The sequence below is a fragment of the Streptacidiphilus sp. PAMC 29251 genome (genome assembly GCF_054208735.2).
The window spans coordinates 9,896,040-9,910,996 of sequence record NZ_CM135725.2; the positions used below are offsets into that span (position 1 = coordinate 9,896,040).

Annotated in this window: 9 protein-coding genes and 5 pseudogenes; 7 read left to right on the forward strand and 7 right to left on the reverse strand. The window is 73.4% G+C overall.

The genetic code is table 11. From position 1 onward, the window contains the following. Positions 1–24: 24 nt before the first annotated feature. From ACXKR8_RS47390 to ACXKR8_RS47415, 6 genes are read right to left on the reverse strand one after another with little or no spacing between them, the layout of a single operon-like run. On the reverse strand, positions 25–384 hold the full coding sequence (locus ACXKR8_RS47390; protein ID WP_462100163.1) for a hypothetical protein: 360 nt from the start codon (positions 382–384) through the stop codon (positions 25–27). Then, the gene (locus tag ACXKR8_RS47395) at positions 312–2,786 is read right to left on the reverse strand and encodes a dipeptide ABC transporter ATP-binding protein (protein ID WP_462100164.1); all 2,475 of its coding nucleotides are present in this window, start codon (positions 2,784–2,786) and stop codon (positions 312–314) included. The genes ACXKR8_RS47390 and ACXKR8_RS47395 overlap by 73 nt, the downstream gene beginning before the upstream one ends. After that, complete coding sequence (locus ACXKR8_RS47400; protein ID WP_458270742.1) at positions 2,780–3,643, reverse strand: ABC transporter permease; 864 nt, start codon at positions 3,641–3,643, stop codon at positions 2,780–2,782. The genes ACXKR8_RS47395 and ACXKR8_RS47400 overlap by 7 nt, the downstream gene beginning before the upstream one ends. Continuing rightward, positions 3,640–4,596 carry an ABC transporter permease gene (locus ACXKR8_RS47405; protein ID WP_458270743.1) on the reverse strand — a complete coding sequence of 319 codons (957 nt, stop codon included), beginning with the start codon at positions 4,594–4,596 and terminating at the stop codon, positions 3,640–3,642. Before ACXKR8_RS47405 ends, ACXKR8_RS47400 begins: the two co-directional genes overlap by 4 nt. A gap of 13 nt (positions 4,597–4,609) precedes the next feature. Further along, positions 4,610–5,125 carry a hypothetical protein gene (locus ACXKR8_RS47410; protein WP_462100165.1) on the reverse strand — a complete coding sequence of 172 codons (516 nt, stop codon included), beginning with the start codon at positions 5,123–5,125 and terminating at the stop codon, positions 4,610–4,612. Next, positions 5,122–6,264, reverse strand: coding sequence for an ABC transporter substrate-binding protein (locus ACXKR8_RS47415; protein WP_462100166.1), 1,143 nt, complete (start codon positions 6,262–6,264; stop codon positions 5,122–5,124). The genes ACXKR8_RS47410 and ACXKR8_RS47415 overlap by 4 nt, the downstream gene beginning before the upstream one ends. Positions 6,265–6,682: 418 nt before the next feature. Here ACXKR8_RS47415 and ACXKR8_RS47420 point away from each other — a divergent pair. Continuing rightward, positions 6,683–7,099: pseudogene (locus ACXKR8_RS47420) on the forward strand (rhodanese-like domain-containing protein); the annotation flags it as partial. A 102-nt stretch (positions 7,100–7,201) separates the two neighbouring features. After that, positions 7,202–7,429 (forward strand): annotated as a pseudogene (locus ACXKR8_RS47425) (winged helix-turn-helix domain-containing protein); the annotation flags it as partial. Between the two features lie 40 nt (positions 7,430–7,469). On the opposite strand, the pseudogene ACXKR8_RS47430 reads toward ACXKR8_RS47425, so the two are convergent. Then, positions 7,470–8,494, reverse strand: a pseudogene (locus ACXKR8_RS47430) (phosphotransferase). A 588-nt stretch (positions 8,495–9,082) separates the two neighbouring features. Between ACXKR8_RS47430 and ACXKR8_RS47435 the strand changes: the two are divergent. The 5 genes and pseudogenes from ACXKR8_RS47435 to ACXKR8_RS47455 all read left to right on the forward strand — a co-directional run. Next, positions 9,083–10,291: a cytochrome P450 gene (locus ACXKR8_RS47435; RefSeq protein WP_458270746.1), complete on the forward strand. Its 1,209-nt coding sequence runs from the start codon at positions 9,083–9,085 to the stop codon at positions 10,289–10,291. A 69-nt stretch (positions 10,292–10,360) separates the two neighbouring features. Further along, positions 10,361–11,737 (forward strand): serine hydrolase domain-containing protein, encoded by a 1,377-nt coding sequence (locus ACXKR8_RS47440; RefSeq protein ID WP_458270747.1) that lies wholly within the window; start codon positions 10,361–10,363, stop codon positions 11,735–11,737. Between the two features lie 66 nt (positions 11,738–11,803). Further along, the gene (locus ACXKR8_RS47445; protein WP_462100167.1) at positions 11,804–12,604 is read left to right on the forward strand and encodes an AMP-binding protein; all 801 of its coding nucleotides are present in this window, start codon (positions 11,804–11,806) and stop codon (positions 12,602–12,604) included. Continuing rightward, positions 12,502–13,209 (forward strand): annotated as a pseudogene (locus ACXKR8_RS47450) (AMP-binding protein); the annotation flags it as partial. The gene ACXKR8_RS47445 and the pseudogene ACXKR8_RS47450, both read left to right, overlap by 103 nt. Before the next feature lie 164 nt (positions 13,210–13,373). Continuing rightward, a pseudogene (locus tag ACXKR8_RS47455) lies at positions 13,374–14,873 on the forward strand (condensation domain-containing protein); the annotation flags it as partial. Positions 14,874–14,957 lie beyond the last annotated feature (84 nt).

Genomic DNA, 14,957 nt, shown 5'->3' on the forward strand with positions numbered 1-14,957 from the left:
ATCTCCTCAGGTAGGAAGAAAGAATCAGGGCAGGAGTTCGCGCAGCACGGCGGCGAGGGCGGCCGGGTCCGAACCGGCGCTGACGGTCTCGCCGTTCGGGACCTCGGCGCGGAAGCGGTCGGTCAGGGCCGCGTCCAGCGCGGTGCCGCCCTCGGTGCGGACCAGGACCGGGTCGGGCGCGGCGGCCAATTGCTGCCAGAGGGTGTCGTCGTCCGCCTCGGTCCAGCTGTCGTCCGGCCAGGTGGGCGTGAGCGAACCGGGGAGGGTGTCCAGCAGGACCAGCCGGCCGAGCACGCCGGGGGCCTTGGCGGTCACCGCGACCGCCGCGAGCGCGCCGAGGCCGCGGCCGACCACCGGGACGCCGGGCGGGGCGAAGGAGTGCACCGCCTGGCCGAGCCCCGCCGCGAGCCGCCGGGGGCGGTGGTCCGGGCGGGAGCGCCGGCTGGAACGGCCGTGGCCCGGCAGGTCCACCGCGACGGCCGGGCGGTCCAGGGCGAGCAGCAGCTCGTCCCAGGACCTGGCGTCCGCGCCGAGGTCGTGCAGCAGCAGCAGGTCCGGGGCGGCGGTGTCCCAGAAGACCCCGCTGACATGGCCGCCGGTGGCGACGGTGACCCAGCGGCGCTGCACGGTCGGCAGCGGCGCGCCGGGATCCGCGGCGCGAGGCGAGCAGGTCGGCGAACTCGTCGGCGACGGGGACGGCGGCAGGGACGGTGGTCGGCTGGGTCACGGATGCTCCCAAGGTCGGTTCGGAAGGAAACGGGGTCAGGGCGCGTCGACGGCAGCGGCCTCGGCGCGCCACACCGGCAGCGCCTCGATCTCCAGGTGGCAGCGGACCAGGTGCCCTGGCCCACCGTGCGCTCCGGCGGCAGCACCTCGGCGCACAGCCCGTCGATCCGCAGCGCGCACCGGTCGGCGAAGCGGCACCCGACCGACCGCCCCGCCGCGCCGGAAGCCGCGGGCAGCGGCTCGGGCAGGGCGGCGGCGGAGTGGCCGACGGTCCGTGAGGCTGCCGCCATCAGCACCGCCGTGTAGGGGTGGGAGGGCCCGTGCAGCACCTCCGCGGCGGGACCCTCCTCGACGATCGCCCCCCGGTACATCACCGCGATCCGGTCGGCGAGGTAGCCCACCACCGCGAGGTCGTGCGAGATGAACAGGTAGGAGGTGCCGGTGCGGTCGCGCTGCTCCGCCAGCAGTTCCAGCACTCCCGCCTGCACGCTGGCGTCCAGCGAGGACACCGGCTCGTCGCAGACCACGAGTTCGGGCTCGCCCGCGAAGCTGCGGGCGATCGCGACCCGCTGCCGCTGGCCGCCGGACAGCCGCCCTGGTCTGCGGTCCAGCAGGTCGCTGTCGATCCTGGTGCGCTCGGTGAGCCGGTCCAGCGGGGCGGGGCCCTCCGGTCCGGCCAGGGTGCTGAGCGCCCTGCTGAGCACGGTTCTGACGGTGTGGCTGGGGTTGAGGGTGGTGTCCGGGTTCTGGAACACCATCTGCACCCGGCGGCGGTCCTGCGGGCTGCGCCGGGACAGCCGGGACGGCAGCGCGCGGCCGCGCAGCCGCAGCGTGCCGGCTCCGTCCGGGCCGAGTCCTGCCACGGCCCGGGCGAGGGTGGTCTTGCCGCTGCCGGACTCGCCGACCAGGCCCAGCACCTCCCCCTGATGGATGGTCAGATCGACGTGGTCCACAGCCGTGGTGCGACCGAAGCCGCGGACCAGGCCACGGGCCTCCAGCAGTACTGCGGGACCGTCCCCGGCGTCGGGCACCGGGACGGACTCGGCGAGCGCCGGCGGTTCCGGGGCTGTCCGCAGCGGGTGCAGGCAGCGCACCGCGCGTCCGGGCAGGGCGTCGCTGTCGAGCGGCGGTTCGGCGGCGCGGCAGGCGTCCTCGGCCCAGGAGCAGCGCGGGGCGAAGGCGCACCCCGGCTCGGCGGAGCCGGGCAGCGGCAGCCGTCCGGGGATCGGCCGCAGCGGGCGGGTCCGCCGGGTGGTGCCGAGCTGCGGCACGGCTCCGAGCAGCCCCGAGGTGTACGGGTGGGCCGGCGCGTCCAGCACCGGGCCGGCCGGGCCCACCTCGACCAGCCGTCCCGCGTACAGCACCCCGACCCGGTCGCACATCCGGCCGACCAGGCCCAGGTCGTGGCTGACGAAGACGACCGAGGCGCGCAGTTCCTTCCGCAGCTCGGCGAGCAGGCCCAGCACCTCGTGCTCGACCGAGGCGTCCAGTCCGGTGGTCGGCTCGTCCAGGACCAGCAGCCGGGGCTCGACGGCCAGCGCGGCGGCGATCACCACGCGCTGCTGCTGACCGCCGGAGAGCTGGTGCGGGTAGCGCCGGACCACGGACTGCGGGTCGGGCAGCCGGACCTGGCGCAGCAGTTCCAGGGTGCGGGCGGAGGCCTCGGCCCGGGTCAGCCCGCGCTGTCGCAGCACCTCGTCGAGCTGGGCGCCGATCCGCATGGTCGGGTCGAGCGCCCCGGCCGCGTCCTGGTGCACGAAGGCGAGGTCGGCGGCGCGCCAGCGGCGCAGTTCGCCGGGGGCGAGGGTGAGCAGGTCGGTGCCGTCGAGGCGGACGCTGCCCCGGTCGATCCGGCCGCCGGGGGCCAGGTGCCGGGCCAGGGCGTAGGCCAGCGTCGACTTGCCGCAGCCGGACTCGCCGACCAGGCCGAAGATCTCACCGGGCGCGACGGTGAAGGAGACCTCGTGCAGCACCTGGGCCGGACCGGCCGCCGAGTCGTAGCTGACGCTCAGCCCGTCCACCACCAGGCCCTCGGTGCTCTGTCCCGACGGCGTCACCATGTGCGGTCCCTTCTGTTCCTGAGCGTGTCCGCGACCAGGGCCACGCCCACCACCAGCGTGCCGATGGCGAGCGCGGGCGCCAGCACGGTCCAGGGCGCGTTCTGCAGCCAGACCCGGTTGTCGGAGATGGACGAGCCCCACTCCGGGGAGCCCGGCGGCTGCCCGAGGCCGAGGAAGGACAGCGTCGCCGCCGCGAAGACCGCGTCGCCGAGCCGGGAAGTGGCCTCCACCAGCACGGTGGCGCGGATGTTGGGCAGGATCTCGCGCAGCAGCAGCGAGAGACCCGGCTCGCCGCGCAGCCGGGCCGCCTCCACATAGGGCTTCTCCCGCTCCACCAGCGTCGCCGCCCGCACACTGCGGGACACCAGCGGCACGAACGCCGCACCGATCACCAGCAGCAGTACCAGCACCGAGTGCCCGAGCAGGGCGACGAACAGCACCGCGGCGATGATCGCGGGGAACACCACCACGGCGTCCACCAGGCGCATCACCACCTCGTCCAGCCAGCCCCCGTAGGCGCCGGTGACCAGGCCGATCGCGGTGCCGACCAGCACCGCGAGGGCGGTGGCGGCGGGCGCGACCTCGATCACCGGGCGGGAGCCGGCCAGCACCCGGGACAGCACGTCCCGGCCGAACTGGTCGGTGCCCAGCCAGTGCGCGGTGCTGGGGGCGAGGAAGCGGTCCTGCGGCAGTTGGGCGTCGGGGGCGTAGGGCACCAGGTGCGGCCAGAGCAGCGCCACCAGCGTCCAGCCCACCAGGACGGCCGCGCCCAGCAGCAGGAGCAGCGGTGGACGCCGCCGTCGCGGCCGCTCTACCAGCGCCAGAGGCTCGGCCGGGGGCGCGGTGAGGGCGCTCATGCGGCGGCCCCCAGCCGGACCCGGGGGTCGAGCAGCCGGTAGACCAGGTCGGCCAGCAGCACCACCAGCATCGAGAGCAGGCCCAGCACCATCGCGGTGGCCTGCAGCGTCGGCAGGTCCTTGTCGACCGCGGACTGCAGCAGCAGGGCGCCGACGCCGGGGTAGTTGAACAGCAGCTCCACCACCACGATCCCGCCGAGCAGGTACTGCAACTGCACCCCCAGCGCGCTGGTGGCCGGGACGGTGGCGTTGCGCAGCACATGCCGCAGCACGATCCGCCGCTCCGGCAGCCCGCGCAGCCGGGCCGCCCGGACATGCGGTCCGGCCAGCACCGCGATGGTGCCGGCCCGGACGTGCCGGGAGACATAGCCGAGGCAGACCAGCACCAACGAGACCGCGGGCAGCAGCAGGTGATACAGCGTCTGGCCGAGGCCGCCGTTGCCCGGATCGGTCTGCGCCGAGGCCGGCAGCCAGTGCAGGTTGACCGAGAACACCACCAGCAGCACCACCCCGGTGACGAACTCCGGCGTCGCGCCCAGGGCCAGGCCAGCGGTGCTGATCACCCGGTCCAGCGGCCGGTCGTGGTGCAGCCCGGCCAGCACGCCCAGTGTCAGCGCGACCGGGACCAGCAGGGCGAAGGCGAAGAGCGCCAGCACCAGCGAGTTGCCGAGCCGGGTCAGCAGCAGCTCCCTGACCGGGGTGTGCAGGGTGTAGGAGGTGCCCCAGTTCCCGGAGAGGAACTGGCCGAGCCAGTGCCCGTACTGGGTCAGCAGTGGCTTGTCCAGGCCGAGTTGACGGTTGATCTGCTGCACCGAGGCGTCGCTGGCCTCGCGGCCGAGGATGGTTCGGCCGACGTCGCCGGGCAGGACCTGGGTGGCGGCGAAGACCAGGAACGACAGGATGAACAGAGTCAGCGGGACGGCGCCCAGCCGGCGCAGCAGAAAGGTCCTCATCGCCGCCGCCCCCTCAGGCCCGGGAGACCGTGCTGAAGTCCACGAACTGGCTCGGGTGCGCCTTGATCCCGGTGAACTTCTTCTTGTTGAAGGCGCGCACCGCGCCGGACCAGTAGGTGACGACGATCGGCGCGTCCTCGTACAGCGCCTTGGCGATGATCTCGGCCTGGGCGTCGCGCGCCGCGTCGGTGGTCGCCGCGTCATAGGCGTCGGCGGCGGCGTCCAGGGCCTTGTTGGCGTACTTGGAGCCGTTCCACACCGCGCCGCTCTTCACCATCGGGGTGATGAACTGGCTCGGCACCGGACGTCCGGCCCAGGCGACCAGGTTGGCGGTGGTGAACAGCCAGGGGGTGTCCTTGGCCTGGTCGCCGCCGTAGAAGTCGCTGGAGGAGCGCTGGTCCAGGTCGACGGTGATGCCGACCTGCTTGAGCTGGGACTGGACGGTGACCGCGTAGTTCTTGTTCGGCGGGTCGAAACTGAGCGTGAAGCGCAGGTTGCCGACACCGGCGCTCTGCAGCAGCTGGGTCACCTTCGCCTGGTCCTTGGCGCGCTGCTCGATGTCCTTGGGCGCGGCGGGAACAGCGGGGCGAACAGGTGGTCGTTGCCGAGGTCGCCGACGCCGGCGCCCACGCCCTCCTTGATCGCGGGACGGTCCAGCGCGTAGGCGACGGCCTGGCGGACCTCCTTGCGGTCGAACGGCGCCTTGTCGACCCGCAGCGTGAGCACCGTGACCCCGGTGCTCTTCACCTGGTCCACGGTGATGTCGCCGCCGGCCGAGGCCAGCGGCTGGGTCAGGTCCGCCCGGCTCAGGAACTGGGTGTCGATGCTGCCGCTCTGCAGGGCGACCAGGTCGGCCTGGTCGTCGGCGAAGAAGGTGACGTCGACCCCGTCCAGGTAGGGCTTGGGGGCGTCCCAGTAGGCGGGGTTGCGGGTGAGCACCGCCCCGGTGGACGCGTCGTAGGACTTCAGCAGGAACGGTCCGGTGCCGACGGCCTTCTTGGTGAAGTCCCCGGCGTAGTCCTGCTTCAGGACCACCGCGTTGTAGTTCCCGGCCGAGACCAGGTAGGGGAAGTCCGAGAACGGACGCTTGAGGGTGAAGACCACGGTCGCGGCGTCCGGGGCGGTGACGCCGCCCTGGGCCAGCACGGTGTCGAAGGCGGACAGCGCCGAGGACTTGTTGGCGGGGTCGAGCAGCCGGTCGAAGGTGGCCTTGACGGCGGCGGAGTCCAGCGCCGTCCCGTCGGAGAAGGTGACGCCCTTGCGCAGGGTGAAGGTCCACACCTTGGCGGCCGGGTCGGAGGTCCAGGCGGTGGCGAGCTTCGGGACCAGCTTGAAGTCCTCGTCCAGCCAGACCAGGTACTCGGCCACCAGCTGGATCAGCGCGACCGCGGTGCCGTCGTAGGCGGTCACCGGGTCGACGGCGGTGGGCGGCGGCGGCGAGCCGACCCGCAGCGTGCCGCCGTGTCTCAGTGCGGCGCCGCTGCCGCCGGTGGCGGGTGCGGCGGCGCCACCGGAGCTCTGGCTGCCGCAGGCGGCGAGCAGCGCGGCGACCGCGCCGCCGGCGCCGAGGGCGAGGAAACCGCGCCGGGAGGTGCCGGGGAGCAGGTCCTGCCAGCGTTGCGACGCGGGGTCGGCAGCCGGGGAGGCGGAAAGGGGGGATTCAGGCATGGGGGTCTCCAGGGAGGTGTTCAGGCATGCCGGCAGGGCAAGGCGACAGACCGTCAGTTGCCTTCGGGCGCACTGCGGCTGTGGGGAAAGGAGGGGCCTGACGGAAGGGCCGGTTCTACCGGCGGCAGAGCGGACACACGGACGCACCGACGCGCTGGAGGTCCACGTGGAGCCTCCGGGTCAGTGTCTCGGTCCTGGTCACAAGGTCATTGATAGCACCGGGCGGAGGACGTCCACAACGGTCGGCGTGTATCGGAATCGAGACGCAGGCCCGGTGTGGGACGGGACCGGTCCCGTAGGGTGGCCCCGTGACCTCCACCGCGAGCCCCGTGCGTGCCGACGCCGAGCGCTGTTGCCCCTGCGGCGACCGACGACGAGTCAGGCGAAGCCTCCGCACCAGGCCCAGGAGCAGTCACCCATGCAGACGTACCCCGACCAGGAGCAGCCCCCCGTGCTGCGCCGTCCCGCCACCTCGGTGGACCAGCTGCTGCGGGACGCCCGTTCCCGGCTGAGCCGGTTGACGCCGCAGCAGGCCGCCGCCGAACTGGCCGAGGGGGCGCTGCTGGTGGACATCCGCTCCGAACTGCTGCGACGGGTGCACGGTGAGATACCCGGCTCGCTGGTCATGGAGCGCAATGTGCTGGAGTGGCGGCTCGACCCGTCCAGCGAGTGGCGGGTGGAGGAGGCGGTGGACCATGCGCTGCGGGTGGTGGTGGTCTGCCCGCAGGGCTATATGTCCAGCCTGGCCGCGGCTTCGCTGCACGATCTCGGGCTCTACCGGGCCACCGACCTGATCGGCGGCTTCGAGGCCTGGGCCGAGGCCGGTCTGCCGGTCCTCCCCGGGCCCACCCTGACCGGCTCCTATGTCGCCGCCGCGCCCGCCAGGATCGCCCTGGACCCGGGCGGCAGCCGGCTGCTGGTGGACGGCAGGGCGGTCGCGCTGACGCCGCTGGAGTTCCGGCTGGTGAGCGAACTGCTGCGGAGCAACGGGCGGGTGGTCACCCGGGAGGAGCTGAGCAGCAGCATCGGCGACTGGTCCGGCAGCCGCAGCCGTTCGGTGGACCTGCACATCCACCGGATCCGCCGCAAGCTGGAGCCGTGTGCGGCCGCGCTGCTGACCACCCAGCGCGGCGTCGGCTTCCGCTTCCGGGCCCGCCCGGAGTAGCGCCCGCCGGGAGTAGCGACCACCGGCCGGAGGCCCGTGGTCAGCCGTGGGCCGCCGGGAGTTGGGCGAGTGCCTGGTGGAGGTTGTACTCGATGATCTCCTCCATCCCGGCGCGGTCGGGGAAGTCGCCGTCGAGGAGCCGCAGCGGCCCGGCGACGCAGGACAGGTGCAGGGCCAGGGCGTAGAGGGCCAGTCGCCGCTGGTCCAGGCCGCCGCCGTCCAAGGCCGGGTAGTGCTCGCCGAAGCGGAACCGCAGGAAGGCGTGCTCCCACTCGACGTCGAAGAACATCAGGTCCTCGATGTCGATCAGCACCGGCTGTCCCTCCCGGTCCACCAGCACATGGTCCGGGCCGAGCTCACCGTGGACCAGCCCGTACTCCGCGCGGGGGAGCACGGCGGCGGCCCGGGCCCGGAGCGTTTCCTCCAGGCCGTCCCGGGCCGCGGCGACCCGGGGGTCGCGCGAGGCCGCCTCGGCGAGGTCGTCCAGCGCCCGGTCCAGGACCAGTTGCTCGCACGAGCGGCCCCGGGAGGTTCCGCCCGCGTCGATCAGCGCGACCTTGCCGAACCGCGGCCCCCGGTGCGCCTGCATCAGCGCGAGCGCCTCGGCCAGCCGCGCCAGGGCGCCTGCGCGGCGCTCGGGTCGCGGTCGAGCAGGTCGTCCAGGTTCTCGCCGGGCACGTCCTCGACCACCGCGAGGTCCGCCGGGTAGTGGGTCCGGCTCCGGTCGGTAAGATGGATCCGCGGGACCCGGATCCCCAGGGCGTCCAGTCGGCCGTGGGCGGCCAGGAACAGGTCGAGGCCGCCGGCGGGGGAGAAGGGGTCGGCGTGGTCGTCCGACGGATCGGGCTGACCGGCCTGAGCGGTCTGAGCGGTCTGCGCGGTCTGCGCCGCAGGCCAGTAGCTCTCGGTGTCGTCCCAGAGGTAGGCGATCGCGCTGGAGGCGTCGTCGAAGGTGAGCCGGTACACCCCCTTCTTGCTGCCGCCCCGGAGCCGGGACACGCCGACGAGGCGGTGCCCGTCCCCGAGGGCCGCTCGCGCGACGGCGTCCAGACGCTCACGCGTCACAGTCCTGCGTTCCACAGCAGCCCCTTCGAGAGTGGTGTTGCTCACCAGCACACACAGTCCCACACCTGGCAACGGGATTTTTCGGTCATCAACTGGCGCTTTGGCATATGCATATGACGAGTATTCGGGACATGTCCGGACGGACCTCGATGGCGTCCCGCCGGGATTGCGGTGCCACCCGGTTCGATGCGGTTCAACTGCGGCGCGACGGGAGCAATCGCCTGACCGGTGCTGCGGAGGAGCGGACGGATTCGCCTCTCACTGCGGCGGGACGGACCCCTCGGTGGGGAGCTCTTCTCGGCCAACTCTGGTTTGTGTCGCATCGCTTGGGCACACGCATGAGTGAGTTGTCAGGACACGACTCGCACATGAAGACTAAAGTTGCTTCGTGTCCGAGCGTTCGGGTCGTCAGGTCCACGCCGCCTGTGCCACCCGCAGTTGCAGGGCCTCGCGCAGCGGTTGCGCGGAGGGGGATCACCGGGGAGTTGCTGTATCGGGTCTGTAGGCAAAGGGCTGCATTGTCATGGACGGGACAATTCCGTTTTTCCGCTGACTCCACCACGGCTGCGAAGCAACCAGGGAGAAGACGTGACCAGCAATCAACTCGATCGCCCGTCCGTTCTGTTGGAGGACATACCCGACCGCTGGCGGCAGCTGCGCGAGGCGGGACCGATGCGCTACGAGGAGGGCCAGAACGCCTGGCAGGTCATGGACTACGAGACGGTCGCCACCGTGCTCGCCGATCCGGCCACCTTCTCCTCGGACCTCTCGTCCCTCGCCCCCACCCAGGAGGACTTCGAGACCTTCCGTGAAGGCAGTTTCGTCGGCATGGACCCGCCGGAACACCGCAGGCTCCGCACCCTGGTGAGCCAGGCCTTCACCCCGCGGGTCGTGCAGGGGCTGGCACCGCGCATCGAAGCCCTGTGCGCGCGACTGCTGGACGCCGTCGCGGACCGCGACCAGTTCGACCTGGTCGACGCGCTGGCCTATCCGCTCCCCATCATCGTCATCGCCGAACTGCTCGGCGTGCCGGCCGAGGAGCACCGGCTCTTCCAGGAGTGGGCGGGCATCCTGTTCGGCGGTGACCTGCTCGGCGACGCACCCGACATGGCCGAGCTGGAACGGGCGCTGGAGGCCATCGCGCCCACCATCCGGGAGATGAACGGCTATGTGCTGGAGCACATCCGCAAACGCCGCGCAGATCCGGGGGACGACCTCACCAGCATGCTGATCGCCGCGGAGGTGGACGGCGTCCATCTGGCGGACCAGCAGATGGTGGGCTTCATCGCCCTGCTGCTGGTCGCCGGGCACGTCACCACGACCGCGCTGCTGGGCAACGCCGTGGTGACCTTCGACCGCAACCCCGGCACGGACGCCGCCCTGCGGGCGGACCCCGACCGGCTTCCGCAGGCCATCGAGGAGGTGCTGCGCTGGCTGCCCCCCTTTCCCGAGCTGGGGCGCCGGGTCACCCGGCCCACCGTCCTCGGCGGTCACGAACTGGCGGCCGATTCCATGGTGATGGCCCATCTCGGTCTCGCCAACCGGGATCCCGCGCGCTTCGCCGCGCCCGAGGTCTTCGACGTGGCACGCGACCCCAACCCCCACCTGACCTTCGGCCACGGCATCCACTTCTGTTTCGGCGCACCGCTGGCCCGGATGGAAGCGCGGATCGCGCTACGCATGCTGCAACAACGGTTCCGCTCGCTGACGGTCCCCTCCTACGACGAGGTCACCTACCAGAACCCGTCCGTCATCATCGGCGTTCGCCGGCTGCCGGTCGAGGTCGTCAGGCCGTAGCCGGCCCACCACACCCGCACCGGAGACCCACCCAACGCCGGAGACCCACCCAACGGGAGTTCCTTTCTCATGCCCTCCACCACCGACGCCTCGCTCGCCGAGCGCGTGCCGTTCCGCTTACCCCGCGAACCGCGCCGGGAGTTGCGCCGCGAGTTGCAACACCGGCTGGACACCCTCGCGCGGGTCCACCGGGTGCCCGGCGCCCAGCTGGTCCTGGACACCGGATCGGAGGTCGTCGCCCTGCACACCGGGGCCGCCGACGCCGCTTCCGGCGCCTCCTTCACCGCGGACACCGCGGTGCCGCTGGGGTCGCTCACCAAGCCCTACACGGCCGCCCTGGTGATGCTCCTCGCGGACGACGGGGACCTCGATCCGGACGCCCCCGCCGCCGACCACCTGCCGGAGCTGCGGGACCTGCCGGAGGTGACGATCCGCCATGTGCTGAGCCACACCGGTGGCCTGCCCACCGGGCCGGACTCCGACACTGCCGCCCTGACCACGACGGCCCGCTACCTGTCGTCCGTGTGCACCGCCAGGGACGCGCTGTTCCCGGCCGGGACCGACTTCTCGTACTCCAACGCCGGCTATGTGGCCGCCGGACGGCTGGTGGAGACGGTGACCGGGATGCCGTGGCACGAGGCCGTGGAGACCCTGCTCCTCGGGCCCCTCGGCACCCTGCCCGCGTTCCTCGGTGCGAGGGCCCACGCCCGTCCGGTCGCCGCCGGTCACGCCCGCAATACCGCGACCGGCCTGGTGCGCCCGGTCCGGCAGAACCTGGCGCCGATCGAGGCGCCGGCCGGAGCGCTCCAGGGGAGCGCTGCCGACCTCGCCGCGCTCGGCAGCGCCCTGATCGGCAGGACCCCGGTGCTGCCGACCGCGGTCGCCGCGGAGATGCGCCGCCCGGAATCCGCCGCCGGGCCGAACGCTCTGGCGGACGGCTGGGGGCCGGGTCTGGCCCTCTACCGGCAGGACGACCGCCTGTGGTGCGGTCACGACGGCAACGCCCAGGGCACGTCCTGCCATCTGCGGGCCGAACCCGACAGCGGTGTGGTGGTCGCGTTCACGGGCAACGCCGGCGCCGCCACCGCGCTGTGGCGCGAGCTCGCCGAGGACCTGGCCGGGATCGCCGGGGTGCGGGTGCCCGCCGCGGCCTCGCCGACGAAACCCGGCGACCCGGTCGCCGTGCCCGGGTGCGCGGGCAGCTATGCCAACGGCGGCACCGAGTACCGCGTCACGCTGGAGCCGGACGGCTCGCTGGCGCTGTCAGTGAACGGTGACGTGCCGATACCCCTGCTCTGTTACGCCGACCTGTCGTGCGACCTGGTCGACCCGGACACCGGCCGCCGTGAGTCCGGCGGACGCTTCCACCGCGATCCCGCCACCGGCGCGGTCGATCGGGTGCAGATATCCGGGCGCACCGCCCGCCGCACCAACGGCCTCGGCTGAGCCCGTCGGCTCTCCGCGGCCCCTCTCGCTCGCGCTGCCTCCTCCCCACCCGGAAGGACCTCACCCATGCCCGACCTGCCCTCGATCGTGGCGTCCGCGCAGCCGTACCCGTCGCTCGGCGAACTGTTCGGGGACTGGGCCGCGCGTACTCCGCACGCCCCCGCGGTGACCGACGGCCGGCGCACCTGGAGCTACCGGGAACTGGCGGCTCGGGCCGACCGCCTGTCCCACCGTCTGCTGCGCGACGGCGCCGGGCCGGACCGCACCGTGGCGCTGGTGCTGCCGCGTTCGATGGAACTGATCGCGGCGGAGCTGGCCGTGGCGCGAGCGGGTGCCGCCTTTCTGCCGGTGGATCCGGCCTATCCGGCCGAGCGGCGGGCGCTGATGCTCGCGGACGCGGCACCCGCGGTGGTCCTCGACGACCTGGCCCGGGTCCGCGACTTGCTGGAGGACACCGCAGTGGAGGACACCTCGGCGGATGCCGGCCGCCCGGGCCCGGCCGTCGATGCCGACCACACGGCGTATGTGATCTACACCTCCGGCTCCACCGGGACGCCGAAGGGGGTGGCGGTCACCCACCGCGGCATCGCCGGGTTCACCGCGGCCGCGAGGGAGCGCTACCAGGTGGGTCCGGGGGACCGGGTGCTGCAGTTCTCCTCGCCGAGCTTCGACGCCTCCGTCCTGGAGCTGTTCATCTCGGTCCTGTCCGGCGCCACGCTTGTGGTCCCCCGGACGGTCCCTGGCTGGGCGACGAACTCGCCGCCGTGCTGGACGAGCACCGGATCAGCCACACCCTCATCCCGCCGGCCGCCCTGGCCACGCTCCCCGCCCCGACCGCGGACACCGCCCGTCACCCGCGCACGCTGATCGTCGGGGCCGAGGCCTGCCCGGCCGCCCTGGTCGACCGCTGGGCGCCGGGCCGACGCATGATCAACTCCTACGGCCCCACCGAGGCCACCATCGTCGCCACCTGGACCGGGCCGCTGTCGGCCGGCACCGGCACGCCGACGATCGGCAGCGCGCTGCCGCACACTCAGGTCCACGTCCTCGACGCCGCGATGAGGCCCCAGGCCCCCGGCGCCGACGGTGAGTTGTACATCGGCGGCGACGGAGTGGCCCGCGGCTACCTCGGCCGCCCCGGCCTGACCGCCGGGCGCTTCGTCGCCGACCCGTTCGGCCCCCCGGGGGCCCGGCTCTACCGCACCGGTGACCGGGCGCGCTGGACCACCGACGGGGAGGTGGAATTCCTCGGCCGGCTCGACCGGCAGGTGAAGTTCCACGGCTTCCGGATCGAACCGGGTGAGGTCGAGGCGGCCCTGCGGCGACAGGCCGACGTCGCCGAGGCCGTCGTCCTGGTGCGGGCCGACGAGCCGAACCGGGAACGCCTGGTCGGCTACGTCACCCCGGCCGACCCGGACCGGGCACCGGACCCCGCGGCGCTGCGCACTGCCCTCGCCACCACCCTGCCGGCCCATCTGGTGCCGTCCGTGGTCGTGGTCCTGGAGGCACTGCCGCTCACCGCGCAGCACAAGATCGACCATCGGGCCCTGCCCGCTCCGGCCCGGCCGCCCGCGCCCGGCCAGGTGCCCCGACCACCCCGCAGGAGCGCGCCCTGGCCGCGATCTGGGCGGACGTTCTGGACGTCGGACCGGTCGGGGCAACGGACGACTTCTTCGAGCTGGGCGGTGACTCGATCCTCGCGGCGCGGACCCTGGGCCGGGTGCGGGACGAGCTGGGCATCCGGCTCACCCTGCGGGACGTCTTCACCGCGCGTACCGTCGCCGCGCTGGCCCCGCTGCTGGACCAGCAGCACACCGCTGCGCTGCCGGAGCCGATCCCGGCCGCCCCGCGCGGGGTACCGCTGCCGCTGTCCCACGCCCAGCGCCGACTGTGGTTCCTGGACGACCTCAGCGCCGGCGGGTCGGAGTACAACACCGGCGTGGCCCTGCGGCTGCACGGCGCGGTGGACCCCGAAGCCTGCCGCCGGGCCCTGCACCGGCTCGCCGCCCGGCACGACTCGCTGCGCACCACCTTCGGCACGGTCGACGGGCAGGGGGTGCAGCGGATCGCCGCCGAGGGCGTCCTGCCGCTGCGGACCGCCGACCTCGGCGACCTGCCCGCGGACCAGCGGGCCGAGGCCGCCGAGGCACTGCTGACCGAGGAACTGGACCGGCCCTACGAGCTGACGGTCGGTCCGCTCACCCGGGCCCTGCTGGTCCGGCTGGCCGACGAGGAGCACCTGCTGCTGCTGGGACAGCACCACATCGTCACCGACGGCTGGTCGGTGGGCGTCCTCACCCGTGAGCTGGCCGCGCTCTACCACGCGGAGGCCACCGCCGGTCCTGACCCCCTGCCCGCGCCGGCCGTCCAGTACCCCGACTTCGCGGTGTGGGAGCAGGGGCGGCGGGCGGCCGGGGACGGGCCCGGCGAGGCCGAGGATCTCGGCTACTGGAAGCGGCAGCTGTCGGGGCTGCCGCAGCTGCGCCTGCCCACGGACCGGCCCCGGCCCGCGCTGCGCACTACATTCGGCGCGGCGCACCGGCACCTGCTCCCGCCGGAGCTGGTGGCGCGGCTGCGACACCTCGCCACCGGGCGGGGCACCACCCTGTTCGCCCTGCTGGCAGGAGCGTCCGCGCTGCTGTTCTCGCGCTACTCCGGCCAGCGGGACGTGGTGTTCGGCACCGTCACCAACGGACGGGACCGACCGGAGCTGGAGCAGGTCACCGGCTTCTTCGCCAACACCGTCGTGCTGCGCGGCGACGTGGACGAATCCGCCACCGTGGACCGCTTCGTCGAGAGCATGGGCGCCACCGTGCTGGACGCGTTCGTCCACGCCGGGCTGCCGTTCGACCGGGTGGTGGAGGAGCTGGCCCCGCCGCGGAATCCCGGCCGCACCCCGCTGGTGCAGGTGATGGTGGTCCAGCAGACCGCCGCGGTTGCTCTGCCGCAGGCCGGCGGGCTGCGGTTCGAGGAGCATCCGCTGCCGCGCCCGGCCGCCCGCTTCGACCTGGTCCTCGAGTTCGCACCGGACAGCGCGGGAGGCTGCGCGCTGACGGTCGAGTACAACACCGACCTGTTCGATCCGCGGACCGTGGCCGGGATGTCCGGTCATCTGCGGCGGCTGCTGGAGGGGATGGCGGACGGCCCGCAGCGGACGCTGGCCGAACTGCCCATGCTGGCGGACGACGAGCAGCGCCCGGTGTACGTCGGCCCGGTCGAG

What these genes read in the sequence shown, in the direction of transcription:
- ACXKR8_RS47395 (WP_462100164.1), bottom strand. Translation starts at nt 2,786, where the DNA reads ATGGTGACGCCGTCGGGACAGAGCACCGAGGGCCTGGTGGTGGACGGG.
- ACXKR8_RS47400 (WP_458270742.1), bottom strand. Translation starts at nt 3,643, where the DNA reads ATGAGCGCCCTCACCGCGCCCCCGGCCGAGCCTCTGGCGCTGGTAGAG.
- ACXKR8_RS47405 (WP_458270743.1), bottom strand. Translation starts at nt 4,596, where the DNA reads ATGAGGACCTTTCTGCTGCGCCGGCTGGGCGCCGTCCCGCTGACTCTG.
- ACXKR8_RS47415 (WP_462100166.1), bottom strand. Translation starts at nt 6,264, where the DNA reads ATGCCTGAATCCCCCCTTTCCGCCTCCCCGGCTGCCGACCCCGCGTCG.
- ACXKR8_RS47440 (WP_458270747.1), top strand. Translation starts at nt 10,361, where the DNA reads ATGCCCTCCACCACCGACGCCTCGCTCGCCGAGCGCGTGCCGTTCCGC.
- ACXKR8_RS47445 (WP_462100167.1), top strand. Translation starts at nt 11,804, where the DNA reads ATGCCCGACCTGCCCTCGATCGTGGCGTCCGCGCAGCCGTACCCGTCG.